The organism is Lactiplantibacillus plajomi, from assembly GCF_005405405.1.
Taxonomy (GTDB): Bacteria; Bacillota; Bacilli; order Lactobacillales; family Lactobacillaceae; genus Lactiplantibacillus; species Lactiplantibacillus plajomi.
In genome coordinates this window covers 52,071-73,496 of sequence record NZ_BJDZ01000012.1, presented here as the reverse complement: position 1 = coordinate 73,496, position 21,426 = coordinate 52,071, and the positions used below count along the sequence as shown (strand labels likewise).

Below are 21,426 nucleotides of genomic sequence, written 5' to 3'. Positions count from 1 at the left end.
ATTGCTGGGAAAAGCAGCCGCTCAATTCGATTAACGCCATCAAAAAAAGCCATGACCAATCAAGGCAAGTCATGACTTTTTTTACGTCTCTTAAGGATTGACGGGGATACTTCCTAATGACATAATCGCGGGGTGCTGATTAAGAAGTACACTTAATAATAACCATAGTGTTAGCGGCCTCACTATCAATTTTGTGTAAACTTTTTGTAAATGACCGCAATTTTTGCGTAAATGCTAGCGCCGCGTTTGGCCGTTACCATCAATAACGTACTTATACGACGTTAATTCCGCTAAGCCCATTGGCCCACGGGCGTGTAACTTCTGCGTCGAGATCCCGATTTCCGCACCAAAGCCGAACTCAAAACCGTCCGTAAAGCGGGTCGAGGCGTTAATGTACACGCAGGCTGCGTCAATCCGTTGCTGGAAAACCTTGCCCGCCCGGTAATTATCGGTAACGATGGCTTCGGAATGCTGCGTATTATACTGGTTAATATGCGCAATCGCCGCGGCTTCTGAATCAACCACCTTCACGGCAATGATCAGGTCGTTGTACTCGGTGCCCCAGTCGGCGTCCGTCGCCGGGACCACGTCGGGCACGATGGCTTGAGTGGCCGCGTCCCCGCGAACTTCAACGCCGTTATCCCGTAACGCTTGAATCATGGATGGCAAGTAAGCCGCCGCAACGTCTTTGTGGATCAGGAGCTTTTCAGTCGCATTGCAGACGGATGGCCGTTGGACCTTCCCGTTCAACACAATGTCGGTCGCCATTTTCAGCTGGGCGTCCTTATCCACGTAAACGTGGCAGTTCCCGGCACCGGTTTCAATAACCGGTACGGTCGCCTTCGTCAGCACCGTTTGAATCAAGCGAGCACTTCCGCGCGGAATCAACACGTCGATGTAGTCGGTCAGTTGCATGAATTTTCCGGCCGTTTCGTGGGAGGTATCTTGAATCAACTGAATCGCGTTTTCATCAACGTCCTGTGCCGCTAACGCCCCGCGTAAGACGTTGACTAACGCCAAGTTCGAATGAATGGCTTCCTTACCACCCCGTAAAATGACCGCGTTTCCGGTCTTAAAGCACAGCGCGGAAGCGTCGACCGTTACGTTGGGCCGCGCTTCAAAAATCATGCCGATCACCCCTAAGGGTACCCGTTCCTTCGCAATCGTCAGACCGGCTTCGTTGCGCCAAGCACGGTCAACGTTACCGATTGGATCCGGCAACGCCGCCACTTGTTTCAAACCGGTCGCCATGTCCGCGATTCGTTGCGGCGTCAGCTTTAACCGGTCGATAAACTTAGCCAGTACCTGCGGGTTTTCTAGGTCGCGAGCGTTCGCGGCTAAAATGGCGTCTTGCTGATCAAGTAACGCCTGCGCCATCGCTAACAACACGTCGTTTTTCTTAGTGGTCGTTAATAACCCCAAACCGTAGCTGGCTTGCTGCGCTTGTTGGCCTAACTGATTTAAATCGGTAGTTGCCTTCTCCATGGAAAATTCCTCCTAAACTTTAATTAGCCAAATAATGTGCCGACCGCTTCGCCGGCTAAAATTTTAAAAATAATCGTTGGGTCCTCACCGTTAGCGAGAATCATCTGCCCATCGGCCTTGATCATCCGTTCCGCGGCTTTAAGCTTAGTGACCATCCCCCCGGTTCCAAAGCGACTGCCACTGCCCCCCGCTAAGTCGTACGTCTGCTGGTTCACTTTTTCGACGTGACTAAGCAACTGGGCACTCGCATCCGCGTTCGGATTGCCGGTGTAAAAGCCGTCAATATCCGACAACATAATCAGTAGGTCGGCACCGATATTCGTCGCCACGATGGCCGACAACTGGTCGTTATCACCGAACTTGGTTTCGTGATCCAATTCGTCAACCGCGACCGTATCGTTTTCATTAACAATCGGTACAATGTTTTGCTGCAACAACGCTTCAAACGTGTTCAAAACGTTGCGATGACTCTCCGGGTACACGAAGATGTCGCGCGTCAGTAATAACTGGCCGATTTTTTGTTCGTAAATCGCGAAGCGTTCCTTATAAATCGAAATCAGTTCCGACTGGCCGATTGCGGCAATCGCCTGTTGTTCTGGAATCAATTTTGGCCGCTGCTTCAACCCCATGTAATTTAGGCCAACCCCGATTGCCCCGGAAGATACCAAGACGACTTCGCGACCACGGTGCCGCATCGCACTGACAACGAAGGCCAACTGGTCAATCGCGCGCAGGTTGATTGCCCCGTCCGGATAGACCAGCGTACTCGTTCCGACCTTAATGACGACCCGCTTGGCCCGTAAGTTTCGCACTGCTTTCACTTTTTGCCACCAACTTCTCAATTATTTTGTTTCACGTGAAACACGTTCACTTTTAATTTCTTGCGCCATATAATTCGTCGTTGCCCGCTGGTTGACGTGCACGATTCCCATATTGGCTGCTAACACTATTAATAAAACCACAAACGCCAATAAAAACAAAGTCTTGTAGGACCAATTATCAATGATGACCCCACCAAATAACGGCCCTAACGACCGGCCGAGGGCGCTAAACGCTTGGACCAAGCCCTGGTAGCGGCCCTTCGCGGCAATTGGCGATAATTGACTGACCAGCGTCGGCATCGCCGGTGACCAGGTTGCTTCACCAATCGTCAACAGGACCATCGCAAAGATGAAGTGGGCGTAATCGTGGGCACTGACTAAGGATAGAAACGACAAGCCCACGAATAACATCCCGAAGAAGAATTGGTGGTACAAGCTTTTGATCCGATCGCCTAGTAAACTCAGTAAGCTTTGAATCAGCACCAGTAACCCGGCGTTGATCGTCCACAAGAAACTGTAATTCCGCAACGGCATCCCTAAATTCGTCATGTACACCGATAGGTTGCTGACCCATTGTTCGTATAACAACCAAATAATGAATAGGCTGATGAAGAAGGTCCACACGATCCGAAAGTTCGCCCGTGGTAACTTGATATCGCGCGCTTGCCGCGGGTCGACCCCGGTCACGTTCCCCGGTGCAACGTTGTATTCAAATAACGCGATAATCAAGAAAATCACGAATAGCCCGGTCGTCATTGAGAACAGTAGGGCCATGCCCATGCTGTACACGATTCCCACGAACATCGTCCCGAAGACGACCCCTAAGTTTGCCGCTAGGTACATCAAGGTAAACGTCCGCCGTACTTTGTCGCGCGGGACCCCCGCAGCCAGCGCGTTAAACATCGTATTCAACCAGCCGGCGGCAAAACCGGTCACCACCAGTAAAATCGGGTACCACGGCCAGCTATGTAGGAAGATCAACATAAAGTTTGCGCCGCCGTTTAAAATAATCCCCATCAACAGTAAGTAGTACGGGTTACCGCGGTCAAAGATCCGACCGCCAAGCGTACTGGCCACCACGTTCGCCACCGAGTTCAGGAGTAAAACGACCCCGGTTTCGGTCAACGACTTTCCCAACACGTTATGCATGTAGATGGTCGTTAATGGCCAAATGAAACTCATCCCGATGTTGTTCATGAATTGCCCGGCGATTAGCCAGGGTGTTGCAATTGCCTGCTTTTTAGCCATGACATCACCACCTCATAGTAAATTAATCTACTTTTAATCATAGCAAACATTAATCAAAATAACAGGGGGCGCTGACGAATAAAAACGCCTTCCCGAGCGGTTACTCAAGAAGACGTTCACTTCATTTTATTTAGCCCTGCTGGGGATCCTGGGCGTAGGAGACTGACGAAAACTTATTAAACGGTTTGACGAACAATAACTTAACCGTCCCTCGGGCACCAGCACGGTTCTTTTCAATAATCACTTCAACTTCCCCAACGTCCTGCGAGGCATCGTCGTCACGCGGGTCGCCACCGTTGAAGTCACCACCGCCACCGAAATTGCCGCCGTCGTCATCGTCGCCGCCTTCCCGGTCGTAGTAATCTTCCCGGTAAAGGAAGGCCACGATGTCGGCATCTTGTTCGATCGATCCGGATTCCCGGATATCGGATAGCACCGGCCGCTTATCCTGACGTTGTTCCACGCCCCGGGATAGCTGTGACAGTGCGATGACCGGAATACCAAGTTCCTTAGCCAACTTCTTCATCTGCCGTGAAATTTCGGACACTTCTTGTTGCCGGCTTTCGGTGTTACCACCTTCAATCAATTGCAAATAATCGACCACGATTAGGCCCAGGTTGCCCTGTTCCTTCGCGAGCCGGCGACTTTTCGCCCGGATTTCTGACATTTTGATACCGGGGGTGTCGTCAATGTAGATGCTGGCCTTGGATAAACTCCCCATGGCCACCACTAAGTGTTCCCACTCTTCTTCGTTTAACTGCCCGGTCCGTAAATGGCCGGCATCAATACTGCCTTCCGCACAAAGCATCCGGTTGACCAGCGATTCGGCCCCCATTTCCAAACTAAAAATGGCTACGGTCGTGTCGGTCTTAGTCGCCACGTTTTGGGCAATGTTCAACGCAAAGGCGGTTTTCCCGACGGCTGGCCGGGCCGCCAAAATAATCAGGTTATCCGGCTGCAGGCCGGCCGTCATTTTATCCAGTTCGGTAAAGCCGGTCGGTAAGCCGGTGATATCGTCATTATTTTGGTACAAGCGGTCAATTTCTTCAATCGACGAATTTAAAACGTCGTTGATCGACTTAAAACCACTCTGGTTACGTTGCTCGGACACGCTCATGATGTCGCGTTCGGCGTCATCGAGCAGCGTCGTCACGTCGTCGCTTTCGGTATAAGCCTTCTGGGTGATCTCGGTCGCCGTTTTAATGAGCCGCCGAACCGTCGCCTTTTGCGCCACGATTTTTGCGTAGTACCCGGCGTTAGCGGCCGTTGGGACCGAACCCGCCAGTTCGGCGATGTAGCTCATGCCACCAACGTCATCGAGCTGATTTTGGGCCGTCAAGAGGTCGCTGACCGTCACCGCATCGATGGCTTCGTCGCGATTGTTTAACGTCACCATACTTGCGAAGATGATCTGATGTGCGCGCCGGTAAAAGTCCTGCGCCTCGACAAACTCCATCGCTTCAACGAGCGCGTCGCTATTTAGGAAAATCGCCCCGAGTACCGCTTTTTCAGCTTCAATATTTTGGGGCGGTGTTTGATCTAGCACATCATTGTTCATTTACGGTCCCCTTTTTACTTTTCGACCACGTGCACGCGAATCTTAGCCGTAACTTCCGGGTGCAACTTAACGGGCACGTTCGTGTAACCCAGAACCCGGATTGGATCTGGTAATTCGATTTTACGTTTATCTAACTTAACGTTGTACTGGTCAGCCAACGCGGTTGCAATCTGCTTGCTAGGAATCGAGCCGAATAAACGCCCGTCCGTCCCGGCCTTGGCTTTCAATTCAACCACCGTTTCGTCAGCTTCCAACGAAACCTTCGTCTTTTTAGCGTCGGCGAGTTCTTCAGCCGCCTTAGCCGCTTCATTTTTTTGTTCTGCCTTTAAAGTGGCTACGGCACCCTTAGTGGCTTCCTTGGCTAACCCCTTTTTGATCAAAAAGTTTTGGGCGTAGCCGTCGGGAACGTTTTTAATTTGGCCCCGTTTACCCTTGCCACGAACATCGCTTAAGAAAATAACTTGCATCTTGCTCACTCCTAATTAGATTCTGGTGTTGTTTCATCCGTCGCCGTTAGCAGGTCAATCAGTTCCTGCTTAACGTCATCCACGGACTTCCCTTCAATTTGGGTTGCAGCGTTCGATAAGTGACCGCCACCCCCCAGTTTTTCCATGTAAACCTGGACGTTGATTTCACCCAACGAACGGGCCGAAATACCGACGCGGCCATCTTCACGGCGGGTAATCACGAACGACGCGTCCACGCCGGACATCGACAGCAGCGAATCCGCTGCTTGGGCCGCCGTGACCGGATCGTAAACCTGGTCATTTTCGCCGACACACAGGGCCATGTCCTGGTTAACGAACTCGACCGACTCGATCAAGTGGTTCCGTTGTAAGTAACTATCGACGTTTTCCTTCATAAACTGTTGTACGAGCAACGCGTCGGCTCCCGCGGAACGCAGGTAACTGGCGGCGTCAAACGTTCGTGAACCTGACCGTAGTGAGAACGACTTGGTATCGATCACGATCCCGGTCAGCATCGCCGTCGCTTCAATTTTATTGATTGGTTCCGCGTCGTGCGACTGGTACTCGAACATTTCGGTAATCAGCTCACAAGTCGACGAGGCGTAAGGTTCAATATAAACCAAAACGGGGTTTTCTGGAAATTCTTCGCCCCGGCGGTGATGGTCAATGATCATCACGCGGTTTTCCAACCGTTCGTACAGGGCTTGCGACATCGAAATACTTGGCTTGGAATGGTCCGCCATGATCAACAGGCTTTGGTCGGTCGCCTTTTCCAAGGCTTCTTCCGGCGAAATGATGGCCGACTCGATTTTTTCATCGGTCTTCAGCTGGTCTAACAACCGTTGAATATCGGAATGCACGTTTTGTTCATCCAAGACAATCCAACACTGCTTGCCATTCATTTCGGCAATCCGGCGAATCCCTAAGCAGGCCCCGACCGCGTCCATATCCGGTTGGTGGTGCCCCTGAACAAAGACCTGGTCGGACTGGTTCATCAGCTCTTGTAACGTCTGACTGATCATCCGCGCCCGTACCCGGGTCCGCTTTTCCATCGGGTTGGTCTTGCCACCGTAGAAACGGGCCGGTTCGTCTTCAGCCTTAACTACGACCTGGTCACCCCCACGGCCCAACGCGAGGTCCATGTTACTCTGAGCCAGGTCGGCCAGATTATTCATGTTGCGTTCGCCGTAAGCAATCCCGATACTTAAAGTCAACGGGAAGTTTTGCTTGGAAGTCGATTCACGAATCCGGTCAAGAATCCGGAATTTATTTTCCTCGACCCGCTGTAAGCTGCTGGCGTAACCGAGTAAGAAAAAGTGGTCGTCATCCAGCCGCTTGAGATACATCCCGAACATCTGGGTCCACTTCGATAACTCGTTGGTCACGTAGTTATTTAAGTTTGAAATGTCGGTATCGGCCATCGACTGCGTAATTTCATCGTAGTTATCCAAGAAAATCTGGCCAATAATTAACTTACCGGCTTCAAACTGGTCGGTCAGTTCAGCGTACTTGGTCACGTCCATCATGTAGACCGTATTGGTACTCTGCTGAACGCGTAAGTCAAACTGGTAGTCCTTCCAGCGAATCGTCGTGGGTTCATCCAGGTTAGCCCGGATCGTGGCGTCTAACGCGGCGTCCACGTCCGCCAGCTTATAACCCAGTAGGTCTTCGTCGCCGAAGTAACGTTGTAAATACGGGTTGACCCATTCGATCGTATCGTCATCGTTAAAAATCAGAACCCCAATTGGCATCTGAATCAGGGCTTCCTGCTCGCCCCGTTTAATCCGGTACGTCAAATCGGAAATGTACTCGTTAGCGCTCGAACTCAACTCAATCAACGTGTTATACGACATGACCCCGGCCATAATGATTAAAATCAAGATAATCGTTCCGAAAATCCAGTTCATTAAAAAGCCGGTAACTAACGTGATTAGGGACAACCCAAAAATAACCAACGCTAGCAGCCGCAACTGTTGATTTTGTAAGAAAAATGGAATTTTTTCGCGCGAAAAAATTTTTTTCATTTTAAAAATCCCTCAATAATTCTTCAGTAATAACTATATTTTATCACAATCGCCTAGCAGCTTCAGCGATTACTCGCCAAGCCGTGGGAACATTTCGCGCGCGCTACTTCGCCCCTCAGGGTACAAAAAAGCCACAGCGCCGATGGCTGTGGCTTTTGGAATAACTGAATTATTCTTCGGATACGAATGGTAATAAGCCCATGATCCGTGCACGCTTGATGGCGATAGTTAAAGAACGTTGGTTCTTAGCACTAGTCCCCGTTACACGACGTGGCAAAATCTTCCCACGTTCTGAAATGAAACGACGTAATAAGTCAGTATCCTTATAATCGATGTATTCGATATGGTTTGCGGCGATGAAGTCGACTTTACGACGACGACGGCCACCTCTTCTTTGTTGTGCCATTGGTATTTCCCTCCTCGGTCTCCGTAGCTAAGCTACTAGAATGGTAAGTCATCATCCGAGATGTCAATCTGGTCCCCGTTATTTGCAAACGGGTCGGCCTGGTTATTGTTGTTAGTTGCACTGGAAGGTGCCGAACTAGCAGCGTTACCGTTACCGAACGGATTGTTATTGTTGTTGGATGATGGTTGTTGAGGAGCAGCGTTTTGGCCTTGATTACGGAACCCATTATTATTGTTGTTGTAACCAGAATTACCGTTGTTGTAATTATTGTTACCACCGTTGTTAGCAGCCTGATGACGTTCAGACTCAGCGCGGGTCTCTAATAATGAGAAGTTATCAACGACGACTTCCGTCACGTATACCCGCTGTCCCTGTTGGTTTTCGTAATTCCGGGTTTGAATCCGGCCATCGATCCCAACAAGTGAACCTTTATGGGTAAAGTTCGCAAAGTTTTCAGCAGCTTTACGCCAGATGACGCAGTTGATGAAATCAGCTTCGCGTTCCCCATTTTGGTTCGTGAAACTACGGTTAACGGCGAGGGTAAATGACGCAACGGCGGCACCACCATTCGTGTAACGTAATTCCGGATCTCTTGTTAGTCGGCCAACAAGAACTGTACGGTTAATCATGCAGAAGCGCTCCTCTCTGAATTAGTATCGTTTATTAGTCTTCGCGTTTAACGATCATGTGACGTAAGATGTCATCATTGATCTTTGAAAGACGATCAAATTCGTTTAAAGGCGTGTCATCAGTCGTCGTTAAGTTAACGATATGATAAGTACCTTCATTGAAACCGCCGATTTCGTATGCGAAACGACGCTTTGACCAATCTTTTGAATCGATTACTTGCGCACCGTTATCAGTTAAGATTTTGTCGAAACGATCAACTAAAGCTGTCTTGGCAGCGTCGTCGATGTCGGGACGTACGATGTAAGTAATTTCATATTTCTTTGATTCACTCATGAAATTTGCACCTCCTTATGGACTTCAGGCCCTTCTTTTTGAAGAGCAAGGAAAGTAATCTAAGGGCTACTTAGATACTCACGAATTACAAGTATAGCATCTCATTCCAATTGTTGCAAGGTACTGCGGCCGACTAACTCAAAAGATCATGGAACCCGTTACATGGTTTAATTTCGTAAAGTTAGCCGCAAAATCATTTTATTTCCCGGGAAATATTTCAAAAAAATTAGGTTACCAGCCAACGCTAGCAACCTAATTTTTTAAAACTTAACTATGCTTGATCATCATCGTTTGGTGTTGCTTGTTCATCCGGCGTGGTAGGTGCTGCTTCACTCGTCGCACCGTCGTTTTCGGTTGCGGTCGTTTCAGCAGTCTCATCCGGCTGGTCGTCCTCAACTGGTTCCGGATCGACCTTTGCCATCGTAGCCACCTTACCACCGTCATCTAACCGGATCAATCGTACCCCGAGGGTCGAACGTCCAGTTTGTGACACGGTCGTAATGCCGAAGCGAATCATGACCCCCTGGTCCGTCATGACCATGATGTCTTCATCGCCGGTAACGGTCGTCAACCCAGCTAAATGCCCGTTCTTGTCGGTCACGTTAGCGGTCTTGATTCCCTTACCGCCACGGCCCTTAATCGGGTATTCCGCGGCCGGCGTTTGTTTGCCGTAACCCTTTTCGGTGATAACAAAGACCTTACTGTCCGGTTTCAGGACATCAAAACCGATTACGAAGTCGTTATCCCGTAACCGAATCCCGCGGACCCCGGTTGCGGTCCGGCCCATTGAACGAACGGCTTCTTCTTGGAAGCTGACCGCGTAACCATCGTGGGTCCCGATAATGACGTTTTGGTCGCCATCGGTAATCCGCACACCGATCAGTTCATCGCCGTCCTTCAACGTAATGGCCTTCAACCCGTTACTACGAATGTTGGCGAATTCTTGAACCGGCGTCCGCTTAACGACCCCGTTAACGGTCGTAAAGAACAGGTACTTGTCAGTATCATCCGCCTTACCGGAAACGTTAACCACCGCCTGAATCTTTTCGCCGGAGTTAACACCCAGTAAGTTGATGACCGGAATTCCCTTCGCCGTTCGGCCGTATTCCGGAATCTCGTAAGCCTTCATCCGGTAAACTTTACCAGCGTTGGTAAAGAATAGCAGCACGTCGTGGGTCGACGTGGTCAGTAAGTGTTCGATGAAGTCGTCATCGTGCACGTCCATCCCTTGAATACCGCGACCACCACGGTGTTGCGACTTAAATTCAGTCGTTGGGAGCCGCTTAATGTAGCCGTTATGGGTCAGCGTGACCGCAACTTCTTCTTCTTCGATCAAGTCTTCGTCTTCAATACTCAGGACTTCCCCGACCATCAACTCGGTCCGGCGCGGGTCGCCAAATTTACGTTGAATCTCAAGCAATTCTTCGTAAATAATTTGGTTAATCCGTTCCCGACTAGCCAAGATGGCCTTGTAGTCAGCGATGGCCTTCAAGAGGTCTTGGTATTCACTCTCGATCTTTTCACGTTCCAAACCAGTCAACCGCACTAATCGCATGTCCAAGATTGCTTGGGCCTGCTTATCAGATAGGCCGAAATTGTCCATTAACTGGTTCTTCGCGATTTCGCTAGTTTGCGACTGGCGAATGATCCGAATAATTTCGTCAATGTGATCGAGCGCGATGCGCAACCCTTCTAGAATGTGGGCCCGTGCTTGGGCCTTCTTCAAGTCGAATTGTGTCCGCCGGCGAATCACGTCTTCTTGGTGTTCCAAGTAGTACGTCAAGATTTGCTTCAAGCTCAACACTTTCGGCGCACCCTTAACGATGGCTAACATGTTGAAGCCAAAGTTGGTCTGCATCAGGGTCATCTTGTAAAGGTTGTTTAAGATCACCGAAGCACTCGCATCGCGCCGCACGTCAATCACGACCCGCATCCCTTCGCGGTCACTTTCATCGTTGATGTCGGTAATCCCTTCGATTTCCTTATCACGGGCTAACGAGGCGATCCGTTCGATCAGCTTCGCCTTGTTGACCATGTACGGTAACTCGTTAACGATGATCCGCTGTTTGCCGTTCTTTTCTTCTTTGATATCGACCTTAGCGCGGACGATAATGTTACCGCGACCGGTCTCGTAAGCCCGGCGAATCCCGGACTTCCCCATCACGATCCCACCGGTTGGAAAATCGGGACCGGGTAAGACTTCCATCAAGTCGGTCGTCGTTGCGTCCGGATTATCCATCAGCATGTGAATGGCCGAAATAACTTCGGACAAGTTATGCGGCGGAATGTTGGTCGTCATCCCAACGGCGATCCCAGTTGCCCCGTTAACGAGCAGGTTCGGGAAGCGCGCTGGTAAAACTTCGGGTTCCCGTTCGGTATCGTCGTAGTTGGGTTGCCAATCAACCGTGTCTTTATTAATATCACGTAACATTTCAACCGCGATCTTACTCATCCGGGCTTCGGTATACCGCATCGCCGCGGCACCATCACCGTCGACCGACCCGAAGTTCCCGTGACCGTCAACTAACATGTACCGGTAACTAAAGTCCTGGGCCATCCGTACCATTGATTCGTAAATTGCGGAGTCACCGTGGGGATGGTACTTCCCCATGACGTCGCCGACGATCCGGGCAGACTTCTTATAAGGTTTGTCCGGAGTGACCCCGAGTTCGCTCATGCCGTAAAGAATCCGGCGGTGAACTGGCTTTAAACCATCCCGCACATCCGGTAACGCCCGCGCAACGATAACACTCATTGCGTAGCTTAAAAATGACGTCCGCATGGTCTTGGAGAGGTTCACGTCTGTTATTCGATTGTTCGATAAATCTGAATCAGCCAAAGTAGTGTCCTCCTTCTTGACTGCCGTTGTTGTTTGTTAAAGCGCAAGCCGTTAGTCAGCACGTGACTAGACGTCCAGATCCTTAACAAAGGTCGCGTTCTCTTCGATGAATTGGCGCCGCGGCTTAACCTGGTCACCCATTAACATCGAGAAGATCCCATCAGCGTCCGCGGCGTCTTCGTCACGAACCCGCAATAAGCGGCGCTTGTCCGGATCCATGGTCGTTTCCCATAATTGTTCCGCGTCCATTTCACCTAACCCTTTGTACCGTTGAACGACCGGCTTTGGTGAAGGAGCTAACTGCCCTAACACTTCGCTCAGTTCTTCGTCGGAGTCAATGTACTTCACGAACTTCCCTTGCCGTACTTGGTACAGCGGTGGTTGGGCGATGTACACGAACCCGGCGTCCACTAACGGTCGCATGTAACGGTAGAACAACGTCAGCAACAAGGTCCGAATGTGGGCCCCGTCGACATCGGCATCGGTCATAATAATTAATTTATGGTAGTTGGCCTTGCTCAAATCAAAGTCGCCACCGAAGCCGGTCCCCATCGCCGTAAATAGCGAGCGAATTTCTTCGTTGGCCAAAATTTTATCGATGCTGGCCTTTTCAACGTTTAAAATTTTCCCCCGGATCGGCAAAATCGCTTGCGTTAACCGCGAACGCCCCTGCTTAGCGGAACCACCGGCGGAATCCCCTTCGACAATGAATAATTCACTGATTTCCGGGTCCTTACTGGTGTTGTCCGCCAACTTACCAGGTAGATTACTAATTTCCAGCCCACTCTTCTTACGGGTCACTTCACGGGCTCGCTTAGCGGCAACCCGCGCCTTAGAGGCCAGTAAGCCCTTGTCGACCACTTTACGGGCGACACTCGGGTTTTCCATCAGGTACTTACTGAAATGCTCTGAAAACAGCCGGTCAACGGCTGCCCGGGCATCCGAGTTCCCTAACTTGGTCTTGGTTTGCCCTTCAAATTGCGGGTTGGGGTGTTTCACGCTGACAACCGCGGTCATGCCTTCACGGACGTCTTCACCGGAAAGGTTGGCGTCGTTTTCCTTCAACAGGTTATTCTTCCGCGCGTAATCGTTGATGACCCGCGTTAGTGCCCGTTTAAACCCTTCTTCGTGGGTCCCACCTTCGTAGGTGTGGATGTTGTTCGTAAAGGTCATTAAGTTGCTATGGTAGTCGTCGGTGTATTGTAAGGCAACTTCCACCGTGATGCCCTTTTGCGCCCCTTCAACGTAAATCGGGTCCGGGAACAGCACGTTCTTATTCTTATCGAGGTATTCAACGTAGTGGCGGATCCCACCTTCGTACAAGAAGTCGTCTTCAGTCGGTTCATCCGGCCGGTTGTCGCGAATCGTAATCCGCAAGCCCTTGTTTAAGAACGCCAGCTCACGAATCCGGGTCGTCAAAACGTTGATGTCGTAAGTGGTCGTTTCCCGGAAAATATCCGGATCCGGCACAAAGTGGACCGCCGTACCGTGGTCATCGTCACTGGCATCGCCAATGATCTTCATCGGCGTCTTGACCTTCCCGCGGGCAAAGTCCATGTAATAGACGTGGCCGTTCCGGGTTACCTTGACGTCCAGTTCGGATGACAGCGCGTTAACGACCGACGCCCCGACCCCGTGGAGCCCACCGGAAACTTTATACCCGCCACCGCCGAATTTACCACCGGCGTGCAGAATCGTATAAACCGTTTCAAGGGCCGGCTTCCCGGTCTTCTTTTGAATATCGACCGGAATTCCGCGTCCGTTATCGGTAACGGTAATACTGTTATCCTTTTCAACCGTTACGTGGATCACGTTAGCAAAGCCCGCTAAGGCTTCGTCGATCCCGTTATCAACAATTTCCCAAACCAAGTGGTGGAGCCCCTGGCTACTAGTCGTCCCGATGTACATCCCGGGACGCTTCCGAACAGCTTCGAGCCCTTCCAAGACTTGAATTTGGCTGGCATCGTATTCACGGGCCTCTTCAAGTTTGGTTTCTTTTTCGTTTTCGGTCAATGCGGTTCCTCCTCATGTAAAATACCGTGATTAACATTAAATACTTTGGGTGCGTTGATCAATTGACGCGCCACGCCGTCTAGGCTCGGGGTGGTCAAAAAGGTCTGCACTTTATCTTGAATCGCCGTCAACAGGTGGGTCTGGCGGTCGGCATCGAGTTCCGACAAGACATCGTCAAGCAGTAAAACGGGGTATTCCCCGGTCTCGGCCTTCATCAGGTCGATTTCCGCTAACTTGACGGATAACGCGGTCGTCCGCTGCTGGCCCTGAGAACCGAACGTCTGAACGTTTTTGCCGTTGACACTAAATTGTAAGTCGTCGCGGTGCGGACCAATCAACGTCGTTCCCTGAAAGATTTCCTTTGCTTCCTGCTGGGCGTATAACTTTTGTAAGGTTTCGTATAGGTGGTCGACCGACGTTTGATCCTCGGTCGGAACCTGTGTGACGTAGTGGAAAGTCAGTTGTTCCTGCTGCTGCGTAATTTCGCTGTGCACGCCCTGGGCCCACTGTTCAAGTTGGCCCAGGAGTTCCAAGCGCTTATGAATAATTTCGGCGCCAAACGCGGCTAACTGATCCGACAACACGCCGAGGTACACCTTATCCTTGACCTGGTGGCGGCTTAATTGCCGCAAATAGAGGTTCCGTTGCTTTAAAATTGCACGGTACTGGCTCAGGTTATAAAGGTACTTCGGACTCATTTGGCCGAACTCCATGTCCATGAAGCGCCGCCGAATCGACGGTGCGCCCTTGACGATCGACAGGTCTTCCGGGGCGAACACGATGACGTTTAACTGGCCGACGTATTGCGATAGTTTCGCCTGTTCCAGGTGGTTGACCTTGGCGCGCTTGCCGCGTTTTCCCAGGGTCAGCTCTAACGGCACACTACCGGTGGCGCGGTGCAACCGCCCCTTTAACAGGGCCGTCTGGTGCTGCCAGCGAATCAGTTCGCGGTCGTTGGCCGTCCGGTGACTGCGCGTTAATGCCAACACGTAGATGGCTTCCAACAAGTTGGTCTTGCCCTGGGCGTTTTGCCCCAGCAGCACGTTGACACCGCGGTCAAAGGTCACGTCCAAATCAGCGTAATTGCGAAAATTATGCAGCGTTAAATTTTCTAAGTACATCTAATCAGTCGTTTCTTGTTCCGAGCGAATAAAAAATGATCCGTTGTCCGCAACTTCAATCGTGTCGCCCGGATAAAGTTTACGACCCCGCCGATCATCTGGTTCACCATTCACGAGAACGGTCGTTTCTTTTAAGAACCACTTTGCTTGACCACCCGATCCAATGATGGCCGTTTCTTTCAGAAGCTGTCCTAACGTGATGTAGGACGTTCTGATATCTACTGGCTGTTTCACAATGTCACCTGCCTAACCTTTCCTCACAAGCTATCGAGCATCTATTAACGCGTCAAAAGACACGCTTCAACAGGTTATATTATACTTGTTTTTTCATGAAAATTCAATTTGTAACCGTGCTCAGAGCCATTTTAAGCCGATTTAAGCCATTTTAATGTCGGGGTACTAACCCGGGGGTAAATTTGCTAAAATTCCCGAATTTTGCGTTTTTGCTAAAAGTTCCGTGATTTTTTACCGCAAAATTCAGGGGTAACGCCCGCCCTTCAACCTAACAATCCGTCACCCGATCCATAATCAGCCGATTTCCGTAACGACTAGTTTATGCATTTACACGAACTTCAATAGTTACAGCACTGTTAAAAAGCGTGCTGCCCATGGCCTTAGCATTACTTACACGCGTTAAAAAGCCCCGTCATTTCAGCTTGAAATGACGGGGCTTTACTTGAATTTGGATATTTATTCAGTGCTTAAAAAGTCCGTACCGGCGTGATCAACTGAATAAAGTTTTCGCCGTCTTCGGTTGGGACCAACGTAAATGGTCGTAACGCCATCGTGAACGAAATCCGAATCATGGCTTGGCCGAACGAACGTAAGGCTTCCTTCATGTAGTCCGGGTTAAACGAAATTTCCAGTTCATCACCGGTTAATTCGGCTGGTTGCAACTGTTCGGTGACTTCACCGACGTCCGGCGAGTTCCCAAAAATCGTCACCGTCTTATCACTTGGGTTGACCGAGAACCGAACCACGTTATTGCGGCTTTCGTGTGACAGTAATGATGCCCGTTCAATTGCAGCGGAGAGCGCCGGCGCTTCGATTTCCACGGTTGTACTCGATTCTTTTGGAATCAAGCGCGATGTATCGGGATAGTTCCCCTCCAGTAAGCGGGAATAAAACGAAGTGTTACCCAACACGAACAACACTTGGTTTTCGGATAAGCGCATCTGAACGTCGGGGTTGTTGTCACCGATCATCCGGGAAAGTTCGGTTAAGCTTTTCCCCGGAATAATCACGTCATAATCGGCGTTATTAGCTTCCGGTAACTTAATTTTACGTTGACTTAAGCGGTGTGAATCGGTTGCAACGGCTAAAAATTCGCCGTCCTTCAAAATAAAGTGGACCCCGGTCAGAATCGGCCGGCTTTCCTGGGTTGAAACGGCGATAACCGTTTGACCGATCAATTCTTTAAAGACGTCGCCGGCTAGGGTCACGGTGTTGGTCGTATCAATTTCGGGTAGGTGCGGGTAGTTTTCCGGATCTAAGCCGTTGATCGTAAAGGACGCGGCCCCCGAGGTGATCTGGGTTTGAAAGCCGTCTTCAACGTTGACCGTCATGGTATCTTCAGGTAATTTCTTAACGATTTCGCTGAAGAAACGTGCGGGTAAGACGATGGAGCCTTCCGCTTCCACGACTAACGTATTGTTGTCGTCGACAGCTGGAATCGTGGTTTCAATTGAAATATCGGCGTCACTACCGGTTAAGGTAATGGCGTCACTAGCAACGTCTAGCTTTAAACCAGTTAAAATTGGAATCGTGGTTTTAGAAGAAATTGCCCGTTGGACGTTGTTTAATTCTTTAATGAATGCTGATCGGTTGATCGTGAATTTCATAAGTTGATCCTCTCTTCTAGTAACGGTGCGGTTAAATATAGATTAGTAATTAAAGTTCGTAGTACTAGTAGTGCGGTGGATATTGTGGAAAAGTTTGCAAAAAGCCTGTCTGACTTGAATTGTCCACATGTGCATAACTTGTGGACAATTTAGCAACTTATTCATTTTTATCCACATTAGGCTTTGAGCTGCCCCTTCAAATCACCAACTGATTTTTGCATCTCGGTGTCGGTTTTAAGGGCCGCTTCAATCTTATCATAGGCGTGAATAACGGTCGTATGATCCTTCCCGCCGAATTCGTTACCGATTCGCGGTAGTGAACTGTCGGTCAGTTCGCGTGATAGGTACATGGCGATTTGGCGCGGGATCACGATTTGTTTATTCCGTTTCTTCCCCTTAAGTTCCGCCACGGTCACGTGGAAATACTTAGCGACCTTTTCCTGAATGACCGGAATCGAGACTTCGGATAGCTTCGAGTTAAGGTGTAGGCTTTTCAAAGCATCGGCCACTAAACTCGTGGTGATTGGTGAGTTATTAAGGCGCGAATAAGCCTGAACCCGGGCAAGGGCGCCCTCAAGTTCACGCACGTTGGAGTCGATTTGGCCGGCGATGTAACTTAACGTATCGTCGGGAATGGTAATGCCTTCCAGATCCGCTTTATTCCGTAAAATTGCAATCCGGGTTTCGAGGTCTGGTGGGGTGATATCAACGGATAAGCCCCATTTGAACCGTGATACGAGTCGGTCTTGCAGTTGCGGAATTTCGTTCGGCAAGCGGTCGGACGTTAAGACGATTTGCTTGTTCTCTTCATATAAAGCGTTAAACGTATGGAAGAACTCTTCTTGAGTGGCTTCCTTGTTAGCAAAGAACTGAATATCATCGACCAAAAGCAAGTCGACGTTACGGTACTCTTCCCGAAACGCTTCTTGTTTTTTAGTTTGGATCGCATTGATCAGTTCGTTGGTAAAGGACTCGCTGGTCACGTACTTGACGTTACGCGTCGGGTCCGATTCTAATAATTTGTTACCGATAGCGTGCATTAGGTGGGTTTTGCCCAGACCAACGCCCCCATAGAAAAACAACGGATTATACATGGAGCCGGGTTCTTCCGACACCACTAACGCGGCGGCGTGGGCCATTTGGTTGCCCTTGCCGATCACGAAAGTATCGAACGTATATTTCGGGTTGAGTTTCGTTTCCCGCATAAATGTGGGGGTAGTTGCGTTGGCGGATTGACCAGCCGCAACGTTACCGGTAGTCACTTGCGAATCTTTCGTAAGTTGCTGATGTTCTTCTTCCGTTATCATGACCGGGCGAATTTGCTCGTTGGTTGCCTGCATTGCGAGGTCCGTAAATTTGGCAGCCAGGTTCTTTTCCCAATAATCGCGGTGTAAATTAGTTGGCACTTCGATCGTCATTTGGGAGTTATCGAGCTGGAGTGGTTTCGCGGGTTCGACAAACGTTTGGAACGTGATCTTGGACAGATCCTGTTCCATGGAGAACTTAATGAGATTCCATAAGTCATTACGTTCCAGCACGTGGATACCCCTTTTCTTAAAAAACGTAATTCTATTTTAGCATGAACGTATTGAGTTTTCCACAGGTGGACAACTGAAGTTAGAATAAATCACAGGCTGTTTTTAAAATAATCACAGCTTGTCGAAAAGTCAGCCGAAATTTCATAAGCTGCCAGTTATCCACAAAATTAAGTTTAAAATTAAGCCTAACGTAGCAAGGCATCTCAGAGTTATGCACACGATAAAATGGGGCTGTGGATAACTTTAATCACAACCAGTGATTCTGTGCAAAAGCCTGTTCACAGTTTGGGGATACCGGAAAGTTGTTCGCGGACCATCCCCAACGTTGCCCCCAAAATAAATCGATCAGCTGGTCGGTATTAGCGGTGAAAATTTTAACTTTTTGTTTTCAAATTTGGCATTCTATGCTATAGTAGTCAGGAAATGCGTTTAGGATTTAGACTGCGTTTTGAAACTAACGACTTAAATCGTACCGATTCATGTCATTATGGAGAAGGAGGTGTCATCATGAAGAGAACTTACCAACCAAAGAAGCGTCATCGTCAACGTGTACATGGCTTCCGCAAACGGATGAGCACCAGCAATGGCCGTAAAGTGTTAGCTCGTCGCCGCCAACGAGGCAGAAAAGTATTGTCTGCATAGGCCACTGATAATCAGTGGCTTTTTCTTTACAGTCCTAGACCGTTGCGTTTAGGGCTGTAAAGTTGTGTAGCAATTCGCTCAGGTTAGCTTGAGCGCACACATGGAGATGGATTATGCGAAAATCATATCGGGTAAAAAAGGAAACTGAATTTCAACAAGTTTTTGAGACCCGCAACTCGTATGCCAATCGTCAATTTGTCATTTACGTTTTGGAAAAACCGGGGCAACCCCATTTCCGCGTGGGCATCTCAGTCGGTAAAAAGATTGGGAACGCCGTTGCACGTAATTGGGTGAAACGCCGGATTCGGCAATCAATCACCGAGTTAAAGCCGCAGCTTAAGCAAGATGCCGACTTCCTCGTCATTGCCCGACCAACCGTTGCCGGTAAGTCGCAAGCCGAAACCAAAGCTTATCTAAGCCATGCGCTAAAGCTAGCGCACCTGCTGGACAATGATTAAAGTGAGGACATTCGTTTGAAAAAGTACAAAAAAATACTGGCAATGCTGGCCGTACTAGCCATCGCACTAGTGTTAACCGGATGTAGTAATGCGCCGATTACGGAGAATAGCACCGGCTTTTGGGATGGCTTGATCATCTTGAACTTCTCACGGGCGATTATTTGGTTATCAAACTTATTTGGCCAAAGTTACGGTATGGGGATTATCCTCTTTACGTTGATTATCCGGATCATTATCTTACCGTTAATGATCTTCCAGACGCGTAACATGGTCGCCATGCAAGAGATCCAACCGCAGTTAAAGGCGATTCAGAAAAAGTATTCGTCACGCGATATGGAAACTCAGCAAAAGTTGCAGGCCGAGATGAAGCAACTGTACGCTAAGCACGGCGTTCATCCAATGGCCAGCATGTTGCCATTACTCGTTCAATTGCCAATCCTGATTGCGTTGTACCAAGCCATCTGGCGGACGCAAGTCTTGAAGAGCGGAACGTTCCTCTGGCTCCAATTAGGGAGCAAGGACCCGTACTACGTGTTACCGATTCTGGCCGCGCTGTTCACGTTCGCAAGTTCGTGGTTAGCGATGAAGTCACAACCGGAAACCAACGGGATGACCACTTCGATGACGTACTTGATGCCGATCGTAATTTTAATTACGGCCATCAACGTCCCATCCGCGTTATCCCTCTACTGGGTAATTTCCAACGCGTTCCAAGTTGGACAAACCTTGTTATTACAAAACCCATTCAAGATCAATCGCGAACGGGCGGAAAAGAAGCAAGCGGAACGTGATCGTAAGAAAGCACTTGAAAAAGCTAGAAAACGTGCGATTCGCAATCACAAACGTTAAATACAAATGGACCTGCCATGCGGTGGGTCTTTTTTGTGGGTTCCTTTTGAAGGACCAACGCCCAATCTTTGCAGTGATGTTTACTAGATGGTCAAAAACGAATTTGAGCATCAACCCTAATTAATATGCTTAACCCCGGTCAACCTTCTTCACCGGCAGTCGTGCTGAAATGCTATAATGGACGCAGGTATTTTTTATGAGGAGGAAACACGAATGACAGTATTTGAAGGTAATACCGTCGAAGCCGCCATCGCGGCCGGCTTAAAAGCCATGCAAGTGACGCGTGACCAGGTCACGATTGACGTGGTTGCGGAACCGAAGAAGGGCTTTTTGGGACTGGGTAAGAAACCCGCCCAAGTTAAGTTAACGGCGGTGCCAGCCTCCGCAGCGCCAGCGCCGAAGAAACCGGCGGCACCAAAAGTGACCGTTCAGCCACAGTTGAAAGTGACGCCCGCACCAAAAGTGAAGCCGGCGGCGGTTATTCAGACGCAGGCCGGGATTAAAACGACGGCCGCACCGAAAAAGCCGGCCGTGGCTAAGCAGTCGCCGGCCGCTAAGGCGACCAAGGCTGCAAAGTCCGCAACCATAAAATCGGCTAAAAAGGCGGATCAGCCCGCACGGACAGCTGACCAAGCCATTCCGGTGCGCTCACCGCAAGAAATTGCGGCCCGGCAAGCGGCTAACGAACAAGCGGTTCGCGATCTCAGTGCGTACTTGTTAGAAATCGTTAAGCAGCTCGGTATCGTTGCGGACCTAGACGTCGACTTCGGCAATCGCCACGCGACCCTGAATTTCGATACGGCTAAGCAAGGGCTGCTGATTGGTAAGCACGGGCGTACGATCAACGCTTTGCAGGATTTAGCCCAAGTTTATATGAATCATCACGGCGCTTCGCACGTTAACGTCGTGTTGGACGTCGACGACTACCGGGAACGGCGGGCCGCGACCTTGAAACGGTTAGCGGAAAGTACCGCCCGTGAAGCGATTGCGACTGGCAAGCAGGTCTTTTTGGACCCGATGCCGTCGTTTGAGCGCAAGTTGATTCACGCGGAATTGGCGAATAACCGCCACGTCACCACTTTTTCGGAGGGCCGCGACCCGCACCGTGCCGTCGTGGTAACGATTCGTAAATAGTCGGCGTAAATGAACGCAA

19 protein-coding genes are annotated in these 21,426 nt (G+C 49.8%); 4 read left to right on the top strand and 15 right to left on the bottom strand.

What is annotated here, in order from left to right; genetic code table 11:
• Positions 1-234: 234 nt before the first annotated feature.
• The 15 genes from FFM82_RS06770 to dnaA all read right to left on the bottom strand — a co-directional run bounded on the left by FFM82_RS06770 (position 235) and on the right by dnaA (position 18,324).
• The gene (locus FFM82_RS06770) at positions 235-1,485 is read right to left on the bottom strand and encodes a glutamate-5-semialdehyde dehydrogenase (RefSeq protein ID WP_137645104.1); all 1,251 of its coding nucleotides are present in this window, start codon (positions 1,483-1,485) and stop codon (positions 235-237) included.
• A gap of 23 nt (positions 1,486-1,508) precedes the next feature.
• Entirely contained in the window at positions 1,509-2,306 is a 798-nt protein-coding gene (proB, locus tag FFM82_RS06765) for a glutamate 5-kinase (protein ID WP_137645103.1), read from the bottom strand.
• Between the two features lie 21 nt (positions 2,307-2,327).
• The gene (locus FFM82_RS06760) at positions 2,328-3,554 is read right to left on the bottom strand and encodes an MDR family MFS transporter (RefSeq protein ID WP_137645102.1); all 1,227 of its coding nucleotides are present in this window, start codon (positions 3,552-3,554) and stop codon (positions 2,328-2,330) included.
• Positions 3,555-3,684: 130 nt separating this feature from the next.
• On the bottom strand, positions 3,685-5,112 hold the full coding sequence (gene dnaB, locus FFM82_RS06755) for a replicative DNA helicase (protein WP_137645101.1): 1,428 nt from the start codon (positions 5,110-5,112) through the stop codon (positions 3,685-3,687).
• Between the two features lie 14 nt (positions 5,113-5,126).
• The gene (gene rplI, locus FFM82_RS06750) at positions 5,127-5,579 is read right to left on the bottom strand and encodes a 50S ribosomal protein L9 (protein WP_137645100.1); all 453 of its coding nucleotides are present in this window, start codon (positions 5,577-5,579) and stop codon (positions 5,127-5,129) included.
• 11 nt (positions 5,580-5,590) lie between these two features.
• Positions 5,591-7,603: a DHH family phosphoesterase gene (locus FFM82_RS06745; RefSeq protein ID WP_137645099.1), complete on the bottom strand. Its 2,013-nt coding sequence runs from the start codon at positions 7,601-7,603 to the stop codon at positions 5,591-5,593.
• Positions 7,604-7,772: 169 nt separating this feature from the next.
• Entirely contained in the window at positions 7,773-8,009 is a 237-nt protein-coding gene (gene rpsR / locus FFM82_RS06740) for a 30S ribosomal protein S18 (protein WP_125072224.1), read from the bottom strand.
• Positions 8,010-8,044: 35 nt separating this feature from the next.
• Positions 8,045-8,638 carry a single-stranded DNA-binding protein gene (gene ssb, locus FFM82_RS06735; protein ID WP_137645098.1) on the bottom strand — a complete coding sequence of 198 codons (594 nt, stop codon included), beginning with the start codon at positions 8,636-8,638 and terminating at the stop codon, positions 8,045-8,047.
• Between the two features lie 34 nt (positions 8,639-8,672).
• On the bottom strand, positions 8,673-8,972 hold the full coding sequence (gene rpsF, locus FFM82_RS06730) for a 30S ribosomal protein S6 (RefSeq protein ID WP_137645097.1): 300 nt from the start codon (positions 8,970-8,972) through the stop codon (positions 8,673-8,675).
• 271 nt (positions 8,973-9,243) lie between these two features.
• On the bottom strand, positions 9,244-11,811 hold the full coding sequence (gyrA, locus tag FFM82_RS06725) for a DNA gyrase subunit A (protein ID WP_137645096.1): 2,568 nt from the start codon (positions 11,809-11,811) through the stop codon (positions 9,244-9,246).
• Between the two features lie 66 nt (positions 11,812-11,877).
• Positions 11,878-13,824 carry a DNA topoisomerase (ATP-hydrolyzing) subunit B gene (gene gyrB / locus FFM82_RS06720; RefSeq protein ID WP_137645095.1) on the bottom strand — a complete coding sequence of 649 codons (1,947 nt, stop codon included), beginning with the start codon at positions 13,822-13,824 and terminating at the stop codon, positions 11,878-11,880.
• Positions 13,821-14,945, bottom strand: a complete 1,125-nt coding sequence (gene recF / locus FFM82_RS06715) for a DNA replication/repair protein RecF (protein ID WP_137645094.1) — start codon at positions 14,943-14,945, stop codon at positions 13,821-13,823. Before recF ends, gyrB begins: the two co-directional genes overlap by 4 nt.
• Positions 14,946-15,179 (bottom strand): S4 domain-containing protein YaaA, encoded by a 234-nt coding sequence (gene yaaA / locus FFM82_RS06710; protein ID WP_137645093.1) that lies wholly within the window; start codon positions 15,177-15,179, stop codon positions 14,946-14,948.
• Positions 15,180-15,646: 467 nt separating this feature from the next.
• Positions 15,647-16,786, bottom strand: coding sequence for a DNA polymerase III subunit beta (gene dnaN, locus FFM82_RS06705; protein WP_137645092.1), 1,140 nt, complete (start codon positions 16,784-16,786; stop codon positions 15,647-15,649).
• A gap of 176 nt (positions 16,787-16,962) precedes the next feature.
• On the bottom strand, positions 16,963-18,324 hold the full coding sequence (gene dnaA, locus FFM82_RS06700) for a chromosomal replication initiator protein DnaA (RefSeq protein ID WP_137645091.1): 1,362 nt from the start codon (positions 18,322-18,324) through the stop codon (positions 16,963-16,965).
• Positions 18,325-18,831: 507 nt separating this feature from the next.
• Between dnaA and rpmH the strand changes: the two genes are divergently transcribed.
• The 4 genes from rpmH to jag all read left to right on the top strand — a co-directional run bounded on the left by rpmH (position 18,832) and on the right by jag (position 21,407).
• Entirely contained in the window at positions 18,832-18,966 is a 135-nt protein-coding gene (rpmH, locus tag FFM82_RS06695; RefSeq protein WP_003640225.1) for a 50S ribosomal protein L34, read from the top strand.
• A 113-nt stretch (positions 18,967-19,079) separates the two neighbouring features.
• The gene (gene rnpA / locus FFM82_RS06690; RefSeq protein WP_003640224.1) at positions 19,080-19,424 is read left to right on the top strand and encodes a ribonuclease P protein component; all 345 of its coding nucleotides are present in this window, start codon (positions 19,080-19,082) and stop codon (positions 19,422-19,424) included.
• 15 nt (positions 19,425-19,439) lie between these two features.
• Positions 19,440-20,273 carry a membrane protein insertase YidC gene (gene yidC, locus FFM82_RS06685; protein ID WP_137645090.1) on the top strand — a complete coding sequence of 278 codons (834 nt, stop codon included), beginning with the start codon at positions 19,440-19,442 and terminating at the stop codon, positions 20,271-20,273.
• Positions 20,274-20,486: 213 nt separating this feature from the next.
• Positions 20,487-21,407, top strand: coding sequence for an RNA-binding cell elongation regulator Jag/EloR (gene jag / locus FFM82_RS06680; RefSeq protein ID WP_137645089.1), 921 nt, complete (start codon positions 20,487-20,489; stop codon positions 21,405-21,407).
• Positions 21,408-21,426 lie beyond the last annotated feature (19 nt).